This window comes from Streptomyces griseoaurantiacus (assembly GCF_036189845.1).
Taxonomy (GTDB): domain Bacteria; phylum Actinomycetota; class Actinomycetes; order Streptomycetales; family Streptomycetaceae; genus Streptomyces; species Streptomyces griseoaurantiacus.
This window is the reverse complement of the sequence record NZ_CP108326.1, coordinates 619,960-641,028: the sequence shown is the minus strand read 5'-3', so window position 1 is coordinate 641,028 and position 21,069 is coordinate 619,960. Positions and strand designations below refer to the sequence as shown.

Annotated in this window: 17 protein-coding genes; 10 read left to right on the top strand and 7 right to left on the bottom strand. The window is 72.6% G+C overall.

The annotated features are described in order from the left end of the window. Positions 1-18 precede the first annotated feature (18 nt). Complete coding sequence (locus OHB09_RS02925; RefSeq protein ID WP_401123510.1) at positions 19-1,950, bottom strand: AMP-dependent synthetase/ligase; 1,932 nt, start codon at positions 1,948-1,950, stop codon at positions 19-21. Positions 1,951-2,279: 329 nt separating this feature from the next. On the opposite strand from OHB09_RS02925, the gene OHB09_RS02920 reads away from it, so the two are divergent. The 3 genes from OHB09_RS02920 (at position 2,280) to OHB09_RS02910 (ending at position 3,565) form a co-directional block, all read left to right on the top strand. Next, complete coding sequence (locus OHB09_RS02920) at positions 2,280-2,717, top strand: ATP-binding protein (RefSeq protein ID WP_328921566.1); 438 nt, start codon at positions 2,280-2,282, stop codon at positions 2,715-2,717. A 143-nt stretch (positions 2,718-2,860) separates the two neighbouring features. Next, entirely contained in the window at positions 2,861-3,106 is a 246-nt protein-coding gene (locus tag OHB09_RS02915; RefSeq protein WP_167795965.1) for a DUF5133 domain-containing protein, read from the top strand. Positions 3,107-3,199: 93 nt separating this feature from the next. Next, the gene (locus OHB09_RS02910; RefSeq protein ID WP_040895283.1) at positions 3,200-3,565 is read left to right on the top strand and encodes a hypothetical protein; all 366 of its coding nucleotides are present in this window, start codon (positions 3,200-3,202) and stop codon (positions 3,563-3,565) included. A gap of 130 nt (positions 3,566-3,695) precedes the next feature. Here OHB09_RS02910 and OHB09_RS02905 read toward each other — a convergent pair whose 3' ends face one another. After that, positions 3,696-4,136 carry an ATP-binding protein gene (locus OHB09_RS02905; protein WP_191854667.1) on the bottom strand — a complete coding sequence of 147 codons (441 nt, stop codon included), beginning with the start codon at positions 4,134-4,136 and terminating at the stop codon, positions 3,696-3,698. A gap of 334 nt (positions 4,137-4,470) precedes the next feature. Next, positions 4,471-4,866: an STAS domain-containing protein gene (locus OHB09_RS02900; RefSeq protein WP_191854666.1), complete on the bottom strand. Its 396-nt coding sequence runs from the start codon at positions 4,864-4,866 to the stop codon at positions 4,471-4,473. 380 nt (positions 4,867-5,246) lie between these two features. Here OHB09_RS02900 and OHB09_RS02895 point away from each other — a divergent pair, with 380 nt between their 5' ends. Beyond that, entirely contained in the window at positions 5,247-5,420 is a 174-nt protein-coding gene (locus OHB09_RS02895) for a CsbD family protein (protein WP_006140351.1), read from the top strand. 155 nt (positions 5,421-5,575) lie between these two features. Here the strand turns inward: OHB09_RS02895 and OHB09_RS02890 are convergent, their stop codons facing one another. The 3 genes from OHB09_RS02890 to OHB09_RS02880 form a co-directional block, all read right to left on the bottom strand. Continuing rightward, entirely contained in the window at positions 5,576-6,448 is an 873-nt protein-coding gene (locus tag OHB09_RS02890; RefSeq protein ID WP_078630925.1) for an RNA polymerase sigma factor SigF, read from the bottom strand. A 111-nt stretch (positions 6,449-6,559) separates the two neighbouring features. Next, entirely contained in the window at positions 6,560-9,067 is a 2,508-nt protein-coding gene (locus tag OHB09_RS02885) for a SpoIIE family protein phosphatase (protein ID WP_374192365.1), read from the bottom strand. Positions 9,068-9,275: 208 nt separating this feature from the next. Further along, entirely contained in the window at positions 9,276-13,547 is a 4,272-nt protein-coding gene (locus OHB09_RS02880) for a HAMP domain-containing protein (protein WP_328921565.1), read from the bottom strand. 326 nt (positions 13,548-13,873) lie between these two features. On the opposite strand from OHB09_RS02880, the gene OHB09_RS02875 reads away from it, so the two are divergent. After that, on the top strand, positions 13,874-14,962 hold the full coding sequence (locus tag OHB09_RS02875) for a glutamate--cysteine ligase (RefSeq protein ID WP_167794795.1): 1,089 nt from the start codon (positions 13,874-13,876) through the stop codon (positions 14,960-14,962). 279 nt (positions 14,963-15,241) lie between these two features. Then, positions 15,242-15,958 (top strand): GAF and ANTAR domain-containing protein, encoded by a 717-nt coding sequence (locus tag OHB09_RS02870; RefSeq protein ID WP_093590389.1) that lies wholly within the window; start codon positions 15,242-15,244, stop codon positions 15,956-15,958. 72 nt (positions 15,959-16,030) lie between these two features. On the opposite strand, the gene OHB09_RS02865 is transcribed toward OHB09_RS02870, so the two are convergent. Continuing rightward, a complete protein-coding gene (locus OHB09_RS02865; protein WP_167794794.1) occupies positions 16,031-16,849 on the bottom strand; it encodes an MIP/aquaporin family protein in 819 nt (272 codons plus the stop codon). A 242-nt stretch (positions 16,850-17,091) separates the two neighbouring features. On the opposite strand from OHB09_RS02865, the gene OHB09_RS02860 reads away from it, so the two are divergent. From OHB09_RS02860 to lhgO, 4 genes are all read left to right on the top strand, one after another. After that, positions 17,092-17,745 (top strand): GntR family transcriptional regulator, encoded by a 654-nt coding sequence (locus OHB09_RS02860; protein WP_328921564.1) that lies wholly within the window; start codon positions 17,092-17,094, stop codon positions 17,743-17,745. Between the two features lie 127 nt (positions 17,746-17,872). Beyond that, positions 17,873-18,583, top strand: a complete 711-nt coding sequence (locus OHB09_RS02855; RefSeq protein WP_006140359.1) for a 4-carboxy-4-hydroxy-2-oxoadipate aldolase/oxaloacetate decarboxylase — start codon at positions 17,873-17,875, stop codon at positions 18,581-18,583. After that, the gene (locus tag OHB09_RS02850) at positions 18,580-19,683 is read left to right on the top strand and encodes a 4-oxalomesaconate tautomerase (RefSeq protein WP_093590395.1); all 1,104 of its coding nucleotides are present in this window, start codon (positions 18,580-18,582) and stop codon (positions 19,681-19,683) included. The genes OHB09_RS02855 and OHB09_RS02850 overlap by 4 nt, the downstream gene beginning before the upstream one ends. 174 nt (positions 19,684-19,857) lie before the next feature. After that, complete coding sequence (gene lhgO, locus OHB09_RS02845; RefSeq protein WP_006140361.1) at positions 19,858-21,057, top strand: L-2-hydroxyglutarate oxidase; 1,200 nt, start codon at positions 19,858-19,860, stop codon at positions 21,055-21,057. Positions 21,058-21,069 lie beyond the last annotated feature (12 nt).

Here is a 21,069-nt window from a genome sequence, read left to right as displayed (position 1 = left end):
CGGCTCAGCACGCCCGGCTCAGCGCACCCGGCGGAAGACGTCCTCCTCCGACTCCTCCCAGCCGGCCGCCGCTTCCAGGGCGGGGGCCGCGCCGCGCGGGCGCGCGGGGGACTCACGCGTGGACTGGTACATGGCCTCGATCTCGGCGGCGTAGCGGCGGGTGATCTCGTCCCTGCGCAGTTTCAGGGACGGGGTGAGGAGGCCGTTCGCCTGGTCGAAGGGCTCGGGGAGGACGCGGAAGACCCGGATGGACTCCGAGCGCGAGACCGTGCTGTTGGCCGCGGCGACGGCCCGGGTCACCTCCTGCCGCAGCGCGTTCTCCTCGCGCGCCTCGCGGCCCTGGCCCTCGCTCTGGCCGGCCAGCGCCGCGCGCCAGTGGGGGAGGTACTCCGGGTCCAGCGTGATCAGCGCGCCCACGCAGGGGCGGTCGTCGCCGACCACCACGGCCTGGTGGATCAGCGGATGCATGCGCAACCGCTCCTCCAGGGCGGCCGGGGCCACGCTCTTGCCGCCGCTGGTGACGATGATGTCCTTCTTGCGGCCGGTGAGGGTCAGATAGCCCTCGGAGTCCAGCCGGCCGAGGTCGCCGGTGGCCAGCCAGCCCTCCTGGAGCACCTCCGCGGTGCCGGCCTCGTCACCGATGTACCCCTGGAACAGGGAGGGTCCGCGGACCAGGATCTCGCCGTCCTGGGCCACGTGGAGGTCGACGCCGGGCAGCGGTCTGCCCACCGTGCCGAACTTCTCCCGGCCCAGCGGCTGCATCGTGACGCCGCCGCTGGTCTCCGTCAGCCCGTAGCCGTCGTGCACGACGATGCCGATGCCCGCGAAGAACAGGGCGAGTTCGCGGTTGAGGGAGGAGCCGCCGGAGACCGCGCCGGACAGCCGGCCGCCGAGCGACTCCCGGAGCTTGCGGTAGACGCCCTTCTCGTACAGCGCGTGCTGGAGCCGCAGTTCGAGTCCCGGACCGGAACCGGTGCCGAGGCGCTGCCGCTCCATCGCCTCCGCGTGGTCCCGGGCGGTGCGCGCCGCTCGCTCGAACAGTGCGCCCCGGCCGGCCCGCTCGGCGGAGGTCAGGAAGCTCTTGTAGACCCGCTCGAAGACCGAGGGCACCCCGTGCAGATAGGTGGGGCGGAAGGAGACGAGGGCGGCGGCGAGGGTGTCCGAGCGCAGATCGGGCTCGTGGGCCATCAGGAAACCGCCGCGCAGGCACAGCCCCTGGATCATCAGCCCGTAGACGTGGGAGAAGGGCAGGAACACCAGCACGGCCGGCTGCTCCCCGGGCGGGGCCGCGAGGCCGCTCCAGCCCGTCAGCAGGGTGTCGCAGGGGCTCGCCAGGCTGCGGTGGCTGAGCGCGCAGCCCCGGGGCCGGCCGCTGGTGCCGGAGGTGTAGGCGACGACGGCGGTGGAGTCGGGCAGCACGATCCGGCGCAGCGAGTCGACCGTCGCCGTCGGCACCGGGCGGCCGCGTTCCACCAGCTGCTCGAGGCCGCCCGCGTCGAGCTGCCACACGTGCCGCAGCCGGGGGAGCCGGGCGCAGACCGAGCCGACGGTCATGATGCCCTGCTCGTCCTCGACCACCACGCCCACGCAGTCGGCGTCCCGCAGGATCCACTCGACCTGCTCGTGCGAGGAGGTCGGGTAGAGGGGCACGACCTCGGCGCCCAGGGCCCACAGCGCGCAGCTCAGGACCGTCCACTCGTACCGGGTGCGGGCCATGATGGCGATGCGGTTGCCCGGGGAGATCCCGCAGGCGACCAGTCCGCGCGCCACGTCGACCACCTGCTCGCGCAGCTCGGCCGCGCTGACGTGGACCCACCCGCCGGGGGCGTCCGGCGCGCGACGGGCGAGCTGCGGCCGACCGGGATCGCGCTCGGCCAGCTCGAAGACGGTGTCGGCGAGACCACCGGTCATGACGGGGGCGTCCAATGGAGCGAGCCCGGAATTGTGCATGCGCCGCCCCCCGACGTGCTTGCTTGTGCCAGCGCCGATCACCAGGGGACCGGCGGGGCTCGAATCTAGCCGACGCGGACCACCGTTGGCCACGGATCCGGAGCCAAATCCCTTTCGGTGAGCGACACCGGGGACACGGTGGGTGCACGTGTGGGGGTACCGCCCGATTCGGGCACATGAACGGGAAGTCGGCTCTCATAGTCCTCGGGGCGAAGGGTAGTCGCAAGGAGAACGATCGGGACAGAAGCGAACAAACCCTAACGCGTAAGGCTTATGAGCGTATGGCCATTCCATTGAGGCAGCACTTGTCGACAGGAACCGGTCCGGGCATGCGTACGGCACGACTGCGGCGCGTCACCTGGGAGGCCGGTTCGGTGACCGCCGCCCAAGCCCGGGAGGCCGCCCTCGCCCTCCTGCACGAGGTCGACGACGGACACGCACCCCTGCCGGACCGCACCCGCGAGGACGTCCAGCTCGTCGTGAGCGAGCTGGTCACCAACGCCCTCCGGCACGCGCCGGGCGCCTGCGGACTGCAGGTGGAGATGCCGCCCGGCGGCCACGCCGTGCGTGTCGCCGTCTGGGACACCTCGGCCGAGACCCCGGTGACCCAGCCGCGCAACGGCGGCCGGATCGGCGGGCACGGTCTGGAGATCGTGCAGGCGGTCAGCCGCGCCATGACCGTCGCCGAACGGGCGAGGGGCCGGGGCAAGGAGGTCACCGCGGAGATCGAGATCCCGCGCTCCGCCGGGCACCGGACCGCCTCCTGAGTCGCCGGAACGACCCTGAGGTCACCGGACCGACCCTGAACAGCCCTGAAAAGACCCTGAGTTGTCCCCGGGGCCGCCCGAACGGGGTGTGCGCGGCCCAAAACGGGATAGGAGCAGGACAGCCGTAAAGGAGCCCTGCCGAGATGACGCCCACCCCCACGCGCCTGCGTGAACTCCTCACCCGTTACGCGACCGTGCGCATCGCACTCGCCGAACGGGACACCCAGGAACTACGAAGAACCCTGCGGGAGGTCACCCGCCATCTGTGCGCGGAGACCGGCACCAAGGGGATACGCGAGGCGATCGAGGCCGCCGACGCGGCACTCGCCGAGGCCTGCTGCGCCCGGCGCACCGCGCGCCTCGCCCGCGAGACCCGGCTGGCGGCCTGACCGAGCCGCCCGCGCGGTCACACGCGGAACACACCGCACGAGAACCGGCACGACAAGCAGCACGCAGCACGCGGACGAGAAGGGGGACGCGCGATGACCATCGACAGACCATGGGCGTACGCACCGGACAGCGGCCACGCGGAGGGACAGGTGCTCACGGGATACGCCGTCGCCGCGAGCGACGGGACCATCGGGCACGTGGACCGGCAGGTGGAGCGGGACGGCATGCGGCACCTGATCGTGGACACCGGCGTGTGGGTGTTCGGCAAGAGCATGCTCATACCGGCCGGCCTGGTCACCGCCATCGACACCGAGGCCCGCAAGGTGAGCCTGGCCTGCACCAAGGACGAGGTGAAGGCCGCGCCCGTGTTCCGCACGGACAGCGAGACCCTCGAACCCGCATACCTGAACCGCGTCGACGCGTACTACCGGAGTCTGCCGGTCGCGTCCGCGGAGTAGGGAACGCCGGAAGCGCCGGCACACACACGAACGAGCGGCCGCCGCCACCGTGACCACGGTGGCGGCGGCCGCTTCACGACGTCCGCCCCCTTCACGACGTCCGGCCGCTTCACGACGTCCGCGCCGACGGTCACCACGGCAGGAAGACGTGCACGTCCTTGCCCTTGCCGTCCGCCTGGGGCACCACGCTCACCTGGTGGCACAGGGTGTGCACGAGGTGCCAGCCGATGCCGCCGCCGCCCGTGTTCGGGTGGAAGGGACGGGGGGCCGGCGGGGTCGGGTTGGTGTCGTGGAGCGTGACGTGGACGCCGTCGAAGGTCGGGCGCATCCGCAACTCGAAGGGGCCCGGCGCGTACTGGACGGCGTTGGCCGCCAGTTCGTTGACCACCAGCAGGATGTCGTTCCAGCACTCCGGGCTGGCCGGCGGGGAGACGTCCGCCAGCGCGCGCAGGAAGTCCTCCGCGGCGAAGCGTGCGTCCGTCACGTCGTGCAGCGCGCCCTCGAAAGTGGCGGTGAGGTTGTCGACCATGTCTGTGGAAAGCCTGTCGTTCGAACGCGGTCCGGTTGCCATCCCACCTGTCCTCGCCTGCGGTGTCACCGCTTCCGGTTTCCCTTCATGACAGGCCTCTCACCTCCTCAGCGACGGCTGCCCGTCGGCGTCCGAGGTTACTCATGCCAATCCGGTCCGTCCGGGCTCGCACATCCGGACGTTCCGCCACGCACCGTCACGGACCTCACCGCCGCACCCGGTCCGCACCGGAGGAGCCGGGCACCGGCGGTGATTGGCGCCGATGCCCGGCTCCGTCATGTTCGCGCTCCTCCTCCGCGGCCGCACGACGGCAGAGCGAAGCGGACCTCCTGCCGGCGGAGGCCGAAAGAAACGCGGTAGCGGTCCGGGAGGTCCGTCAGTCGCCGGCGGCGCTCGTACCGCCGGGGGCCGCCTTGTCCAGCGCGTCGAGCGCCTCCTCGGCGGTCTTGGTGGACGGGACGGTCAGGCTCACCCCGGTCAGATCCAGGATGCGCTGGACGGCGGGAGCCGGGTCGATCAGGCGCACACTGCCCTCGACCTGCCGCGTCTCCTTGTACGCCTTGAGAATGATGTTGATGCCGGAGGAGTCCATGAACGGCACGGCGGACAGGTCCAGCAGCAGATGGCGCCGGCCGTGGTGAACCTGGTTGGCCAGGTGATGGTGCAACTCCGTCGCCGTGTCGACGTCGAGGAATCCCTTCACGGTGACCAGCGCGGCATCGTCCCGGGGCAGAGCCACGTCGATGGAAAGGGGGGCTTGTTCAGTCGACACATCGTCCTCCACGAAGCACTTCCTACGACAACCCGCCTGCCCCGGGACGGCGGTCCGATGCGTCGCGGACACGCCCCTTCGCAGTGATCAACGTCTCGCCCCGGCTCGTCCGGCCGCGGCGGGCACCGCCCGTCTACCCGGCGGGAGAGGAGGCATGCCGGGCCGCCTGCCGAGTGCGGCCGACGGTCCCGGGTTTCACCGCCCGGTGGGACGAAACATGTTCTTCCGCCCGAAAACCGGAGGGCGTGCAGGGCGTTTGCGGCCGCCCGGAGCGGTCAGGCGGAAGGCAAGGGTCCGGTACGGCAGTCACCTACCGGACCGGAACGGACGAGGTGAACCCGAGGGATAACCGACGGGAATCCTGGAGAAAGGGGACCGCCGTGGCGGACGACCAGAAGGCGAAGAGCAAGGGCGAGCAGGCCAAGGGCAAGCTCAAGGAGGCCGCGGGCCGCGCCGTCGGCAACGAGCGGATGGAGGCGGAGGGCCGCGCCGAGCAGGCGAAGGGGGACGCACGTCAGGCCAAGGAGAAGGCGAAGGACGTGTTCAAGCACTGAGGGCGCGTGACGCGCGGCGAGGAGGCCGGACGCACCTCACGCGGACGGACCTCGTACGGGCGGGCCTCACGCGGGCGGCCGGGGCGGCAGTCGTGCCCCGGCCGCCCGCGTAAGGCCCGCCCGCTCCGTTCAGTGGGACGGGACGGCGGAACCCGTCAGCGGGAGCCCAGGAGGCCTTCCCTGAGACCCGTGACGATGCGGTTCAGGAGGCGGGAAACATGCATCTGGGAGATGCCGAGCCGTTCACCGATCTGGGCCTGGGTGAGTTCCTCGACGAACCGCAGATGCAGGATCGTGCGGTCGCGCTCCGGGAGACCGGCGACCAGCGGGGCCAGGGAGTGCAGGTCCTCGATCAGCTCCAGGCCGCGCTCCTCCACTCCGATGAAGTCCGCGAGCGCGCTCTCGCCGTCGAGTCCGCCGTCCCCGCTCAGCGAGGCGTCCAGCGAGGAACTGCGGTAGGCGTTCGAGGCCTTGCGGGCCTCGATGACCTCCTCCTCCGGCAGGGACATCAGCGCGGACAGCTCCCGCACCGTCGGCTGTCTGCCGGTACGCCGGCTCAGCTCCTCCGTCGCGCGGGCCAGTTCGACCCGCGCCTCCTGGAGCCGGCGCGGCACGTGCACGGCCCAGCTCGTGTCGCGGAAGAACCGCTTGATCTCGCCCACGATGTACGGCACGGCGAAGGAGGTGAACTCCACCTCGCGGGTCAGCTCGAAGCGGTCGATCGCCTTGATCAGACCGATCGTGCCGACCTGGACGATGTCCTCCATCTCGTCCGCACCCCTGCTGCGGAACCGCGAGGCCGCGTACCGGACGAGCGAGAGGTTCATCTCGATCAGCGTGTTCCGCACGTACTGGTACTCCGGCGTGCCCTCCTCCAGCGTGGCGAGCCGGGCGAAGAAGTGCCGGGAGAGCTCCCGGGCGTCCTTGGGGCTGACGCTCTGCGGGTCGGCGATGGCGTCCGGGACCTCCGGAACCGTCGTCGTGTACGTCCTCGTGGGGGCTGCGGCGTGGGCGGCCACGGCGGTCATCTCATTCACCCTCATTCACTGGGGTTGGCAGGGGCCACGCTTCAGTACCCCGCTTCCCGATCTTCACACCAGCTTTTCCGCGCCCCTGCACGAACCGGCTTCCGTCGCAGGTCAGAGCACACGTATGCCCACGATGCAGGTGTCGTCGTCGGTGTCCGACCTGCTGTACGTGAGGAGCCGGTCCAACTGCTGCGGCAGGGCTGAGGCGGGCGTGCCGGCCGTGGTCAGCAGATGCGCCAGCGACTCCTCCACCGGCAGGTCGCGGCGCTCGATCAGACCGTCGGTGTACATCAGCAGCGTGTCGTCCGGGGCCAGCCGCACCTCGGCCTCCTCGTACGTCGTCTCCGCCACCGCGCCGAGCAGCAGTCCTCGCACGAGCGGCAGCGCGGTGGCCTCCGCGTCGCGCACGAGCACGGGCGGCAGATGTCCTGCCCTGGCCCAGCGCAGGGAGCGGGTGAGGGGGTCGTACAGTGCGCACACGGCGGTGGCGGTGACGGCACCGGTCAGATGGTGGGCGACCATGTTCAGCCAGGACAGTATCTGCGCCGGCCCGGCCCCGGTGACCGCGAGGCCCCGCAGCGCGTTGCGCAGCACGACCATGCTGGTGGCCGCGTCGATGCCGTGCCCCGCCACGTCGCCGACGCACAGCAGTACCTTCCCGGACGGCAGCACCACCGCGTCGTACCAGTCGCCGCCGACCAGCTGCTCGGTCTCGGCCGGCCGGTAGCGCACGGCGAGCTGCAACTGGGGGATCTCCAACGGCGCCTGCGCGGGCGGCATGATCGCGTGCTGCAACTGCAGTGCCAGCCGGTTGCGTTCGGCGGACTCCTGCTCGGTGTGGGCGAGCTGGTCGCGGGTGGCGGCCAGCGCGACCTCCGTCCAGTGCTGGGCGGAGATGTCCTGGTAGGCCCCGCGCACCGCGAGCAGCCCGTCGTGGGTGTCCAGCACCGGCTCGGCCACCACCCGCATGTGCCGGGTCACCCCGTCCGGGCGCTGCAGCCGGAAGGCGACCGAGGCGGGCCGCCGGTGGTGCAGCAGCGTCCGCAGGAAGCGGCCGAGGGCGACGGCGTCGTCGGGGTGGGCGTGCGCGGGCAGGTCCTGCAGCCGGACCGGGAGACTGTGGGAGGGGCGGCCGAACAGGGCGTACAGCTGACTGTTCCAGGTGACGCCGTCGGTGAGGAGGTTCTCCTCGAAGCCGCCGATCCGGCCGAGCCGCTGGGCGTGCTGGAGCAGGCTGGCGAGCCGGGCCGTCTCGTCCTCGATCCGCCAGATGAACAGCAGGCTGCTGCCGTGCCGGCTGACGTGGACGTCGGCCACCGCGGACAGCGGCACCTGCTCCACCAGCGCGGTCAGCGTCATCCGCTGCGCGCGGAAGGGCTCCCCGGTGGCGTACACCCGCTCGATCTGCTGGAACAGCTCGCTCTGTCCCGCGGCCATCGGGTAGGCCTCCAGGAGCAGGGCCCCGTTCACGGCGCCGCGCGGCCGGCCCGCCGGGTCCAGGAAGCGGGAGTTGACGTAGTGGATGCGGAAGTCGAGGAGGTGGCCGTCCTCGTCGGAACAGGGCACCAGCACGAGCGCCGGGTCGTGCAGGCCCTCGGCGAGGTGCACGAGTTCGGAGACGCCGGGCCGGGTGTGCGGCTCGCCGGGGGCGACGGCCGGCGCGGTGTGGGTCTCCAGGGTGTGCGCGCACAGCTCGGCCAGCGCCTCGACCTGGCGCACGATCCGCGGGGGCTGCGGGGCGAGCGGTGAGGCCCAGCCGATCTCCAGGACGCCGTGGATCCGCCCGCCGGTGCCGGCGGGCACGGCGACCCGGCCGCCGTGGGGGAACTCGGTGTGCCCGATCGTGGGCACGCCCGCCTCGTCGAGCGAGGCGTACCAGCGGGTGCCGCGTTCGGTGAGCGCACGCCGGGCGACGGTGGCGACGCCGGGCGGGACGTAGCACCAGCGTTCGGCCTCCGCGGCGGAGAAGCCGGCGCTGCCGGCCAGCGCGAGGGAGCCGTCGGAGCGGGCCGCCCACACGGCCACCGTGCAGGCGCCCAGCGGGGCGAGGGCGTGCTGCAGCAAGGAGTCGGCGACGGCCTGGGCGTCGGCGGCGGCCAGCGCCCCGCTCTCCGCCGTGCGCAGCCGGACCACCGCGGAGGAGGCGGTGCGGGAGCCGCCCCGGATGCCGGGGCCGCCCTCGGTCGCCTCGGCGAGGAACTCCGCGGCGACCTCGGAGAGCCGGTCGCGGGCCGCCTGGTTGATGACGTCGACGGCCAGTTCCAGGGGCTCCACCCCGGCCTGCTCGGCGAGGGCGGTCAGATGCCGGGCGGCCTCGACGGGGCCGAGGCCGAGCCGCTCGATCAGGATGCCGCGGGCCAGGTCGAGCAGGGCCCGCCCGTCGGCGGCGGCCTGCGCGGCCCACACCTCCTGCCGCAGCCGTCGCACGGTCGCCGCGAGCCGCCCCACCGCGGTCCGCGCGGTCTCCCCGCCGGTCTCCCCGGCGAGCTCCGCGTCGGGCGGCGCGGAGCCGCTCGCCGGGTCGGCCGCCCCGACGTCCGAGACGCCGTCCGCAGTGGCGCCGTCGTGCGGGGACGGTGCGGGGGCCGCTGCCGGGACGCGGGACACGGCGCCCGGCACGACGGCCCCAGCCGTGGCGACGTCGGCGGGGGGAGTGCCCCCGGTGCCGAGCGCGGGCGTGCGGTCCGGAGGGAACCGCCCCTCGGGCGGGTCCTCCTGCGGGGACCGGTCGGGCCGGTGGGGTGTGGTCACTGGGTCGTGCTCCTCGGCTGGCTGGTCGGAGGGGTCCGTGCGGCGGGAGGGGGCGGTGCGGGCACCGACCCGGTCCTCAGCCGGTCAGCCAGCGGCGGACGCGGGCGATCAGCTCGCCCGCGTCGACCGGCTTGGTCACGTAGTCGCTCGCGCCGGACAGCAGGCTCTTCTCCCGGTCGCCGGGCATCGCCTTCGCCGTGACCGCGATGATCGGCAGATCGGCGTAGCGCGGCAGCCCGCGGATCTCCGCCGTGGCCGCGTAGCCGTCCATCTCCGGCATCATCACGTCCATCAGGACCAGGCACACCTCCGGGTGGGCGAGCAGGGTGTCCACGCCCTTGCGTCCGTTCTCCGCGTGCAGCACCTGGAAGCCGTGCAGCTCCAGGATGCCGCTGAGGGCGAAGAGGTTGCGGGCGTCGTCGTCCACCACGAGGACCGTGCGGCCGGCGAAGGAGCCGTCCACCACCGGCGCCGCCGGCTGCGGCTTCTCCGTGCGCACCAGGGGCAGCACCTCGCCCGGCTCCTCGGCCGACAGGTGCAGGGCGATGCGCTCGCGCAGCTCGTCGAGGCTGGAGAGGATCTCCAGCGCGCCGCTCTCGGTGCGCCCGCGCAGCACCGGGTCCCGCTCGACGTCGACCCGCCGCCCGTTGTGGACCAGTACCGGGACGGACGCCGGGGCCGGGTCGCCGTCGAGCGCGTCCAGGAAGCGGGCCGCCTGGTCCTCGCCCATGCCGAGGTCCAGCACCACGCAGTGGTAGGGCTCGGCGGCCAGCGCGCCCGCCGCCTCCTGGGCGTCGACGGTGGTGATGATGTCGATGACCTCGCGCGGGTCGGCGCCGCCGTGGCCGCGCGAGAGGTTGGCGACGGTGCTCTCGGCGACCAGCGTCAGCAACCCGCGCGGCCGCTCCTCCAGGATGAGCAGCCGGCGCCTGCGCCGCGCGGCCGGGGACGTGGCGACGACCGGGGCGGGCAGTGCCCCGGAGGACTCCTCGCCGGAGCCGGCCGGCAGCGCCGCCGGCTGCGGCCCCCGGTTCGGCTCCTCGAAGTCCGCCCGGGCGACCGGCAGATACAGGGTGAAGGTGCTGCCCTGCCCCGGGGTGCTCTCCACCGTCACCGCGCCGCCCAGCAGATGGGCGATCTCCCGGGTGATGGACAGACCGAGGCCCGTGCCGCCGTACTTGCGGCTGGTGGTGCCGTCCGCCTGCTGGAACGCCCCGAAGATGGTCTCCAGCTGGTGCGCGGCGATGCCGATGCCGGTGTCCTTGACGTGGAAGGCCACCACGGCGCCCTCGCGGTGCACGGAGGCCGGGACGTCGTGGGCCTGCGCGGGTTCGATGAGGAGCTCCACGCGGCCCCGCTCGGTGAACTTCACCGCGTTGGACAGCAGGTTGCGCAGCACCTGCCGCAGCCGGGAGTCGTCGGTCAGCAGGTCCACCGGCACGCCGGGCGCGGTGGAGACGGCGAACTCCAGGCTCTTCTGGCTCGTCATCGGGCGGAACGTGGCCTCGACGTAGTCGAGCAGCCGGCGCAGCGGCACCCGCTCGGGGCTGATGTCCATCTTGCCCGCCTCGACCTTGGACAGGTCGAGGATGTCGTTGATGAGCTGGAGCAGGTCCGAACCGGCGGAGTGGATGATGCCGGCGTACTCCACCTGCTTCGGCGTCAGGTTGTGCGAGGGGTTCTGCGCCAGCAACTGGGCGAGGATCAGCAGGCTGTTGAGCGGGGTGCGCAGCTCGTGGCTCATGTTGGCCAGGAACTCCGACTTGTACCTCGAGGCGAGGGAGAGCTCCTGCGCGCGGGTCTCCAGCTCCTGCCGGGCCTGCTCGATCTCCAGGTTCTTCGTCTCGATGTCCCGGTTCTGCTCGGCCAGCAGCGTGGCCTTCTCCTCCAGCTCCGCGTTGGAGCGCTGCAGTTCGTCCTGCTGGACCTGCAACTCCTCGGAACGGGCCTGCAGTTCGGCGGTGAGCCGCTGCGACTCCAGGAGCAGTTCGTCGGTGCGGGCGTTGGCGACGATCGTGTTGACGTTGACGCCGATGGTCTCCATCAACTGGTCGAGGAAGTCCTCGTGGATCTGGGTGAACCGGGTCACCGAGGCCAGCTCGATGACGCCCAGCACCTGGTCCTCCACCACGATCGGCAGGACGCGCAGCGCGGTGGGCGCGGTCCGCCCGAGCCCGGAGGAGATCGTCACGTACCCGGCGGGCAGTTCCTCGACGGTGATGGCGCGCCGGTTGCGCGCGGCCTGCCCGACCAGGGAGCGGCCGAGGGGGATGCGCTCGGGGCGCTCGTCCTCGGCCGGGTAGCCGTAGGAGCCGATCAGCCGCAGCTCGGTGCCGCGGACCGTCTCCTCCACGAGGTAGAAGGCGCCGTACTGGGCGGAGACCAGCGGGGTCAGCTCGTCCATGATCAGCTCGGCGACGACGGCGAGGTCGCGGTGGCCCTGCATCAGGCCCGAGATCCGGGCCAGGTTGGTCTTGAGCCAGTCCTGCTCCTGGTTGGCCCTGGTGGTCTCGCGCAGGGAGCCGACCATCGAGTTGATGTTGTCCTTGAGGTCGGCGACCTCGCCGGAGGCGTCCACGGTGATCGACCGGGTCAGGTCGCCCTCGGCGACCGCGCTGGTCACCTCGGCGATGGCCCGCACCTGGCGGGTGAGGTTGCCCGCCAGCTCGTTGACGTTCTCGGTGAGCCGCTTCCAGGTGCCCGAGACGCCCTCCACCTCGGCCTGGCCGCCGAGCCGGCCCTCGCTGCCGACCTCGCGGGCGACGCGGGTGACCTCGGCGGCGAAGGAGGAGAGCTGGTCGACCATCGTGTTGATCGTCGTCTTCAGTTCGAGGATCTCGCCCCGGGCGTCGACGTCGATCTTCTGGGTCAGGTCGCCGCGGGCCACCGCGGTGGTCACCAGGGCGATGTTGCGGACCTGGCCGGTCAGGTTGTTCGCCATGGAGTTGACGTTGTCGGTGAGGTCCTTCCAGGTGCCGGCCACGTTCGGCACCAGCGCCTGCCCGCCGAGGCGCCCCTCGGTGCCGACCTCGCGGGCCACCCGGGTGACCTCGCCGGCGAAGGCGGACAGCGTGTCCACCATCGTGTTGATGGTGTCGGCGAGCGCCGCGACCTCGCCCTTGGCCTCGACGGTGATCTTCTGGGAGAGGTCGCCCTTGGCGACCGCGGTGGCCACCTGGGCGATGGAGCGGACCTGGCCCGTGAGGTTCGAGGCCATCACGTTGACGTTGTCGGTGAGGTCCTTCCAGGTGCCCGACACGCCTCGGACCTGCGCCTGGCCGCCGAGGTTGCCGGCCGTGCCGACCTCGCGGGCGACGCGGGTGACCTCGTCGGCGAAGGCGGAGAGCTGGTCGACCATCGTGTTGATGGTGTCCTTCAGGGCCAGGATCTCGCCCCGGGCGTCGACGGTGATCTTCTGGGAGAGGTCGCCCTTGGCGACGGCCGTGGCGACCTGGGCGATGGAACGCACCTGGTCGGTGAGGTTGCCGGCCATGGAGTTCACCGAGTCGGTGAGGTCCCGCCAGGTGCCCCGGACGTCCTTCACGTCCGCCTGGCCGCCGAGCCGGCCGTCGGTGCCGACCTCGCGGGCGACGCGGGTGACCTCGTCGGCGAAGGCGGAGAGCTGGTCGACCATCGTGTTGATGGTGTTCTTCAGCTCCAGGATCTCGCCCCGGGCGTCGACGGTGATCTTCTGCGAGAGGTCGCCGCGCGCCACCGCCGTCGTCACCTGGGCGATGGAGCGCACCTGGGAGGTGAGGTTGCCGGCCATGTGGTTGACGGAGTCGGTCAGATCCCGCCACACCCCGCCGACGCCGGGCACCTGCGCCTGCCCGCCGAGCCGGCCCTCGCTGCCGACCTCGCGGGCGACGCGGGTGACCTCGTCGGCGAAGGCGGAGAGCTGGTCGACCATCGTGTTGACGGTCTCCTTCAGCTCCAGGATCTCCCCGCGGGCCGGCACGTCGATCTTCTGCGAGAGGTCGCCCTTGGCGACGGCCGTGGCGACCTGGGCGATGTCGCGGACCTGGGTCGTCAGGTTGCCGGCCATCGCGTTCACGGAGTCGGTCAGGTCCGCCCACGTGCCCGAGACGCCCGGCACCTCCGCCTGGCCGCCAAGGGTGCCCTCGGTGCCCACCTCGCGGGCCACCCGGGTCACCTCGGAGGTGAACAGCGAGAGCTGGTCCACCATCCCGTTGAAGACCGTGGCGATCTCTCCGAGGAGCCCTCCGCCGTCGTCCGGCAGCCGGGTGCCGAAGTCGCCGTCCCGGACCGCCGTCAGCCCGGCGAGGAGCCGGCGCAGCTCCTGATCGCCCGAGCCCCGGCTCCCGGCCTCGTCCGTCGCCCTGCTCATGCCCACCCTCGTCCCGCTCCGGGAGTCACCGGTCACGGCGTACGAACGCAGCGGGGTGCGGCCGGGGATCGCCCGCCCGCCTCCCGAGGTCCCCGCCGCACCGGCGATCCGCCTCATGAGAAATCCAGAGAAATCCGCGGAAGGCTAACCCACTCGCCCGGGCGGCAACAAAGCGTCCCCCCGCGGCACGGCGGGGCGGCCCGCGGGGCCGTTCCGGCGCGTGCGGGGGGACCGGTTTCCGGGGTCCGCGACGGGGCACCTGCGTAGCACAGCCGTGCGGTCGGCGCATGCCGTCGTGGGCACCCGAACAGGGAGGGAGAAGCGACGTGCGTACCGTCGGCGTGGAGGAGGAGCTCCTCCTGGTGGATCCGGACAGCGGCGAGCCGAGAGCGCTGGCCGCGGCGGTGCTGGCACGCGCCGCCCAGGACGGCGGCGAGGACGACGTCTTCGAGAAGGAACTCCACTCCCAGATGCTGGAGTTCGCCACTCGTCCGCAGTCCGACATGCACGCGCTCGGCGCCGAGATCCAGCGCTGCCGCAAGGAGGCGGCCCGGCACGCCGGGGACGTCGGCGCGGTGGCCGCCGCGCTCGCCACCTCGCCGCTGCCGGTCACCCCGAAGCTCACCACGAACAGCCGGTACGAGTGGATGGCGCGGGAGTTCGGTCTGCTGCCCCGGGAGCAGCTCGTCTGCGGCTGCCACGTCCATGTGTCGGTCGACTCCGACGAGGAGGCGGTGGCCGTCCTCGACCGCATCCGTCCGTGGCTGCCCGTCCTGACGGCACTCAGCGCCAACTCGCCCTTCTGGCAGGGCAATGACAGCGGTTACGCCAGTTACCGCAGCCGGGTGTGGGCACGTTGGCCGATGGCCGGTCCGACCGCCCTCTTCGGCTCCGCCGAGGCCTACCACCGGCTGGTCGGCGACATGGTCGCCACGGGGGCGCTGCGGGACGAGGGCATGGTCTACTTCGACGCCCGGATCTCCCGGACCTACCCCACGGTCGAACTGAGGGTCACCGACGTGTGCCTGGACGCCTCCACCACCGTGCTGGTGGCCACCCTGGCGCGCGGGCTCGTCGAGACGGCGGCCCGGGAGGCGGCGGCGGGGGTCGGGCCGATGCCGCACGACGTGAGCCTGATGCGGCTGGCGGCCTGGCGGGCCGCGCGCTCGGGTGTGCGGGGCGAGCTGCTGGATCCGGTGACGATGCGGCCCCGGCCCGCCGCGGAGGTGGTCGGCGCGCTGCTGGACCACGTGGACGAGGCCCTCGTGGAGGCGGGCGACGCGGAGCGGGCGCGCGAGACGGCGGAGTCGGTCCTGCGGGAGGGCAACGGGGCGGTCGTGCAGCGGCGGCTGCTGGAGGAGCGGGGAAGCCTCGGCGCGGTGGTCACGGAGTGCGCGCGCCGTACCCAGGGCTGAGCGCCGCGGGCGGGCTCTTCGGGAGCACCCGGCGCCCGCGGGGGACCGCAGAGCACCGGGCGCCCGCGGGAACGGGACGAAAAAGAGCCCCGGCTGGACGGGGGAGACCGGCCGGGGCCGTTCGTGGTGGCCCGGGGGCCACATATTGGTGAACGGTAAACCATTGGGGGACGTTCCGGTATGGCGGAATGTCGTGGTGTGACCCGCACCACGTCGGCGGAGCCCTCGGCGGCGTGCAGTACCGTGGCCGCACCGGCTCGGTCGCAGGGAGGTCATGGCGTGGGTGAGCATTCCCCGCGGGTTGAGGACGACAGCTGGCCGGTGCTCGCCGACCGGCTCGCGGCGATGGCACGCGACCTGTTGGCCCAGGAGTCCGTGCAGGACACCGTCGACCGCATCTCGGCCCACGCGGTCGCGCTCATCGACGGCTGCGACGCGGCCGGCATCCTCACCCTGCGGCGCCGCACCGTGCGGACGATCGCCGCCACGGACGACGTGGTGCGCGCCTCCGACGCCGCGCAGGGCGAGCTGCGGGAAGGGCCCTGTTTCGACGTGGTCACCCTCGAGGGCTCCGTGCAGCACATCCCCGACCTGCGCGAGGCGGGGGACTCCTGGCCCGCCTACGCGCCGCGCGCCGTCGAACTCGGGCTGCGCAGCGCCATGGGGTTCCGGCTGTTCGACCGGCACAACACCCTGGGCGCGCTGAACGTGTACTCCTTCGAGCCGAACGCCTTCAGCCCGCAGGACGAACACGTGGGCTGGCTGCTGGCCTCGCACGCCGCGGTCGCCTTCGCGCACGCCCGCACCGAGGACCAGCTCCAGACGGCGCTGCGGTCCCGGGACGAGATCGGCCAGGCGATCGGCATCGTCAGGGAGCGGTTCGACCTGGGGCAGGACCAGGCGTTCGCCGTGCTGAAGCGGACCTCCCAGGACCTGAACGTCAAGCTGCGGGAGATCGCGGAGAAGATCGTCCGGGGCGAGGAACTGCCGCGCTGAGGGACACGGGGGCCGGGCCCGCCGCGCCGAACGGTGCGGGCGGGGCCGCCTGCCGCGGCCCCGCCGGGCGTCCTACTCCTCGGGTGCCGGGATCCGGCCGGGTTCCTGTTTCTCCGATTCCGTCCGCAGGAACGGTGTGATCAGGTACCGGTAGAGGGCGGCACCCAGGACGCCGCCGATCAGCGGCCCCACGATGGGCACCCAGAAGTAGAGGTTGCCGTACTGATCTCGCCAGGCGGAGCCGTAGCCGGTGAGGTAGCTGGCCAGCCGGGGGCCGAGGTCACGGGCGGGGTTGATGGCGTACCCGGCGTCGGTGCCCCAGGCCATGCCGATCGCCACGACCACGAGACCGATGATGAACGGGGCCATGTTGGCGCCCGGGGGAGTGTTCAGCAGGTCGGTGATCGCGAAGATCAGGAGCAGCAGGATGGCGGTGCCGATGATCTGGTCGCGCAGGGCTCCCCACTCGCTCACCGGGAACTCGCCGTTGCCGGGGAGTGTCGAGAACACGATCTGCGTCTTGAGGGTGTGGCCGGGGTCGGCCTTGGCGAGGACCTCGGTGTAGTTCCACCGCACGAGCAGCGCGGCGATGAACGCACCCACCGTCTGGGCCACGATGTACGGGGCCACCTTGCTCCAGGAGAAGCCCTTGAAGCAGGCGAGGCCCACCGTCACGGCCGGATTGAGATGTGCGCCGCTGAGCCGGGCGGCCACGTAGACGCCCAGCGTGACGCCGAGGCCCCACGCCCAGGCGATGCTGTCGTGATCGCCGACCCCCGCGGCCACGACCTGCGCGACCACGCCGCAGCCGAAGAGAATGAGGATCAGGGTGCCCAGGAACTCCGCGGCCAGTTCACCCGCCAGTCCCCGCCCGGACATTCGCTGTGCCATAGGGGCGCCGCCTTTCTCCGGTAACCATGGTCTTGTTCCGTGTCAGTGTCCGCTCAAGTTCCCGATGTGGCATCCGGGCGTGCGGTGACGATTTCGTCGTGACCGCCTCCCCACTCTCGGCCGATCACCTCCGTCCCGCACGCCCAATCGGGCGGGGGAGTGGTTCCGTTTGGCAAACAAAATTGTTGACAATCTTGTCGGGATAGATTTACGTTCGACAGGCACTCATTCAGGGAGGGCACATGCCGAACGAGGCCCGGCCGGGCACCGGGGAGCAGGCCAAACAGCTCGCGCTGGCGAAGCTGCGGCAGGCGATCCTGCGCGGTGAGATGGCTCCGGCCCAACGGCTGGTGGAGAACGAACTGGCCGAGGAGTTCGGGATCACCCGGGCCAGCATCCGGGCGGCACTGATCGATCTGGCCTCGGAGGGACTCGTCGAACGCATCCGCAACCGAGGGTCCCGGGTACGGGTGGTGTCGGTGGAGGAGGCCGTCGCCATCACCGAGTGCCGGATGGTCCTGGAAGGGCTGTGCGCGGCCAAGGCGGCCGTCATGGCAAGTGAGGAGCAGCTCACCGGGCTGGCCGAACTCGGCGAGGCCATGACCAAGGCCGTCGCCGCCGGCGAGCCGCTGACCTACTCGGAGCTCAACGCCGAACTGCACAGCCGCATCCTGCGGATCTCCGGCCAGCAGGTGGCCGTGGAACTGCTGGACCGGCTCAACGCCCAACTGGTGCGGCACCGCTTCCAGCTCGCGCTGCGCCCCGGACGTCCGCAGCAGTCCCTGAACGAGCACCTGGCCATGGTCGAGGCGATCCGGGCCAGGGACCCCCAGGCGGCCGACGCGGCCGTCCGCGCCCACCTCAGCAGTGTGATCGAGGCCTACCGCCACGAATGACACGCGGGGCGGGCGCACCCACCCGTCCACCAAGGAGACCGAGCATGACCGAGGGCAAGGCGCCCGCCGCACCCCCTTCCACCGCCCCCGCCGGGGCGGCCCGCACCCGGGGCACGGAGGAGGCGGCATGAGCGGAGTGATCGTCACCGGCCCCCCCAGGGCGTCGGCGCAGGACGTCCAGGCCCTCGCCGGGTACGGCGTGGCCACCGTGCACGAGGCGATGGGCCGCACCGGTCTGCTCGGCACCGGGCTGCGCCCCATCCAGCAGGACACCCGGGTCGCGGGCACCGCCGTGACGGTGCTCTCCTGGCCCGGCGACAACCTCATGATCCACGCGGCGGTCGAGCAGTGCGGCGAGGGCGACCTGCTGGTCGTCACCACCACCTCGCCCTCCACCGACGGCATGTTCGGCGAGCTGTTCGCCACCGCGCTGCAGCGGCGCGGGGTGCGCGGTCTGGTCACCAACGCCGGCATCCGCGACACCGCCGAACTGCGGGCCATGGGCTTCCCCGCCTGGGCCGCCGCCGTCAGCCCCCAGGGCACCGTCAAGGCCACCGGCGGCTCGGTCAACGTCCCCGTCGCCATCGGCGGCCAGATGGTGCGCCCCGGCGACGTGATCCTCGCCGACGACGACGGCGTGGTGTGCGTACCGCGCGAACAGGCCCGGCGCACGGCCGAGGCCTCCGAGGCCCGCGAACGCAAGGAGGCCGCCTCGCGCGCCGCCTTCCAGGAGGGGCAGCTCGGCCTGGACCGCTACGGCCTGCGCGAGACGCTGGAGCGGCTCGGGGTGCGCTACACCTCCCACGAGGAGTACCTCCGTTCGGGGGAGCGGGCATGACCGGGTACGAGGCCGTCCGCTGCACCCTGCTGCGCGGCGGCACCTCCAAGGGCGCCTACTTCCTCGCCGGGGACCTCCCCGCCGACCCGGCCGCCCGCGACGACCTGCTGCTGCGGATCATGGGCAGCCCCGACCCCCGGCAGATCGACGGGCTCGGCGGCGCCCACCCGCTGACCAGCAAGGTCGCCCTCGTCTCCACGTCCACGCACCCGGACGCCGACGTCGACTACCTGTTCCTCCAGGTCGGCGTGGACACCCCCGAGGTGTCCGACCGGCAGAACTGCGGCAACCTGCTCGCCGGAGTGGGCCCCTTCGCCGTCGAACGCGGACTCGTCCCCGCGTCGCAGGGGCACACCTCGGTCCGCATCCGGATGCTCAACACCGGCGACCTCGCCACCGCGACCTTCCCGACCCCCGACGGCCGCGTCGACCACACCGGCGACGCCGCGATCTCCGGGGTCCCCGGCACCGCGGCGCCCGTCGTGATCGAGTTCCCGCCGGGCGACAGTCCCCTGCTGCCCACCGGCAGGGTCCGGGACACGATCGCCGGGATCGACGTCACCTGCGTCGACAACGGCATGCCGACGGTGCTGCTCGCCGCCTCCGACCTGGGGATCACCGGCTACGAGACCCCGGAGCAGCTGGAGGCCGACACCGCCCTCGCCGACCGGCTGCGGGAGATCCGCCTGACGGCCGGCCGGCTGATGGGGCTCGGCGACGTCGCCCACACCACCGTGCCCAAGATGTCGCTGCTCGCCCCGCCCCGCGAGGGCGGCACGGTGAGCACCCGCACCTTCATCCCGGTGCGCTGCCACACCGCCATCGGCGTGCTCGGCGCCGCCGGCGTCGGCGCCGGGCTGCGCATCGAGGGCGCCGTCGGCCATGACCTGGCCCGGCTGCCCGAGGGGGACCGCCTGCGCATCGAGCACCCCACGGGCTTCCTCGACATCGAGACGGACGTCGTCACGCCCACGGGGGAGGGCACCGAGGGCGCCCTCCCGGTGGCCCGGCGCACCGCCGTCGTCCGCACCGCCCGGCGGATCTTCGACGGCACGGTCTTCCCCCGGCCCGCCGAGAGGGCCCCCGTCGGTTCCGGCTGACCGGGAAGGGGCGTCCTCCGCCCCCGAAGTGCCCGGAGGAGGGTTCCCGGCCTCCCGGACGGCGCAGGAAGGCAGGGACAACACGTCCCGTACTGTTCCCCCCGCCCCGCGGCGGCCGTCGTCGGCGCCGGTCCGTCCGGCGGGGGGAGCAGCACCGCAGGAAGGAGGACGCCGATGGCCGACGAGACGATCGGCATCGTCGGGGCCGGCATCGTGGGTCTGGCCACCGGACGCCACATCGCCCTCAGCCGTCCCGGCACCAGGGTGGTCGTCCTGGAGAAGGAGTCCGGGGTCGCCGTCCACCAGACCGGCCACAACTCCGGGGTGGTGCACGCCGGCATCTACTACGCGCCCGGCAGTCTCAAGGCCGCCCTGACCGTGCGGGGCGTGGCCCTGCTGCGTGAGTACTGCCAGGACCGCGCGCTGCCGTACAAGGAGATCGGCAAGCTCGTCGTCGCGGTGCGCCCGGACGAACTGGGCCGCATGGCGGACCTCTACGCGCGGGCCAGGAACAACCACGTGCCCGAACTGCGCGAGGTCTCCAGGGAGGAGATCAGGGAGATCGAGCCGCACGCCGGCGGTCTCGCGGCACTGCACTCCCCGCGCACCGCCATCACCGACTACCGCGCGATCGCGGGGGAGTTCGCCAGGGACATCGAGAGCGCCGGAGGGCAGGTGCGGTTCGGCTTCCCCGTCACCTCGCTCACCGGCGTGCCCGGCGGCGTCGAGGCGGGCTCGGGCGCCGAGCGGATCCGCGTCGACCGGCTGGTGCTGTGCGCCGGACTGCAGTCCGACTCCCTCGCCCGGCTCGCGGGGGACACCGGCGCGCCGCGGATCGTCCCCTTCCGGGGCGAGTACATGCTCCTGCGGCCCGAACGGGCCCACCTCGTGCGCGGACTCGTCTACCCGGTGCCCGACCCCCGGTATCCGTTCCTCGGCGTGCACTTCACCCCGCGCGTCGACGGCTCCGTGGAGGTCGGCCCCAACGCGGTGCTGGCGACGGCCAGGGAGGGCTACCGGCGCTCCACGATCTCCCCGCGGGACCTCGCGGGGCTCGCCGGCTACCCCGGCACCTGGCGGATGGCGGCCCGGCACTGGCGGACCGGCGTCCGGGAGTACCGCGGTTCGCTGTCCCGCACCGCCTTCATGCGGGACGCGGGCCACTACGTGCCCGGCGTCGGCGCCCGTGACGTGGTGCGCGGCGGGGCCGGCGTCCGCGCCCAGGCACTGGATCCCGACGGCACTCTCGTGGACGACTTCCGCATCCACCGGGTGGGCCGGGTCACCGCCGTGCGCAACGCGCCCTCACCGGCCGCGACGGCCTCCATGGCGATCGCCGAGCACATCGCCGGGGCCGTCTTCGGCGAGGACTGACGAGGCGCCCCG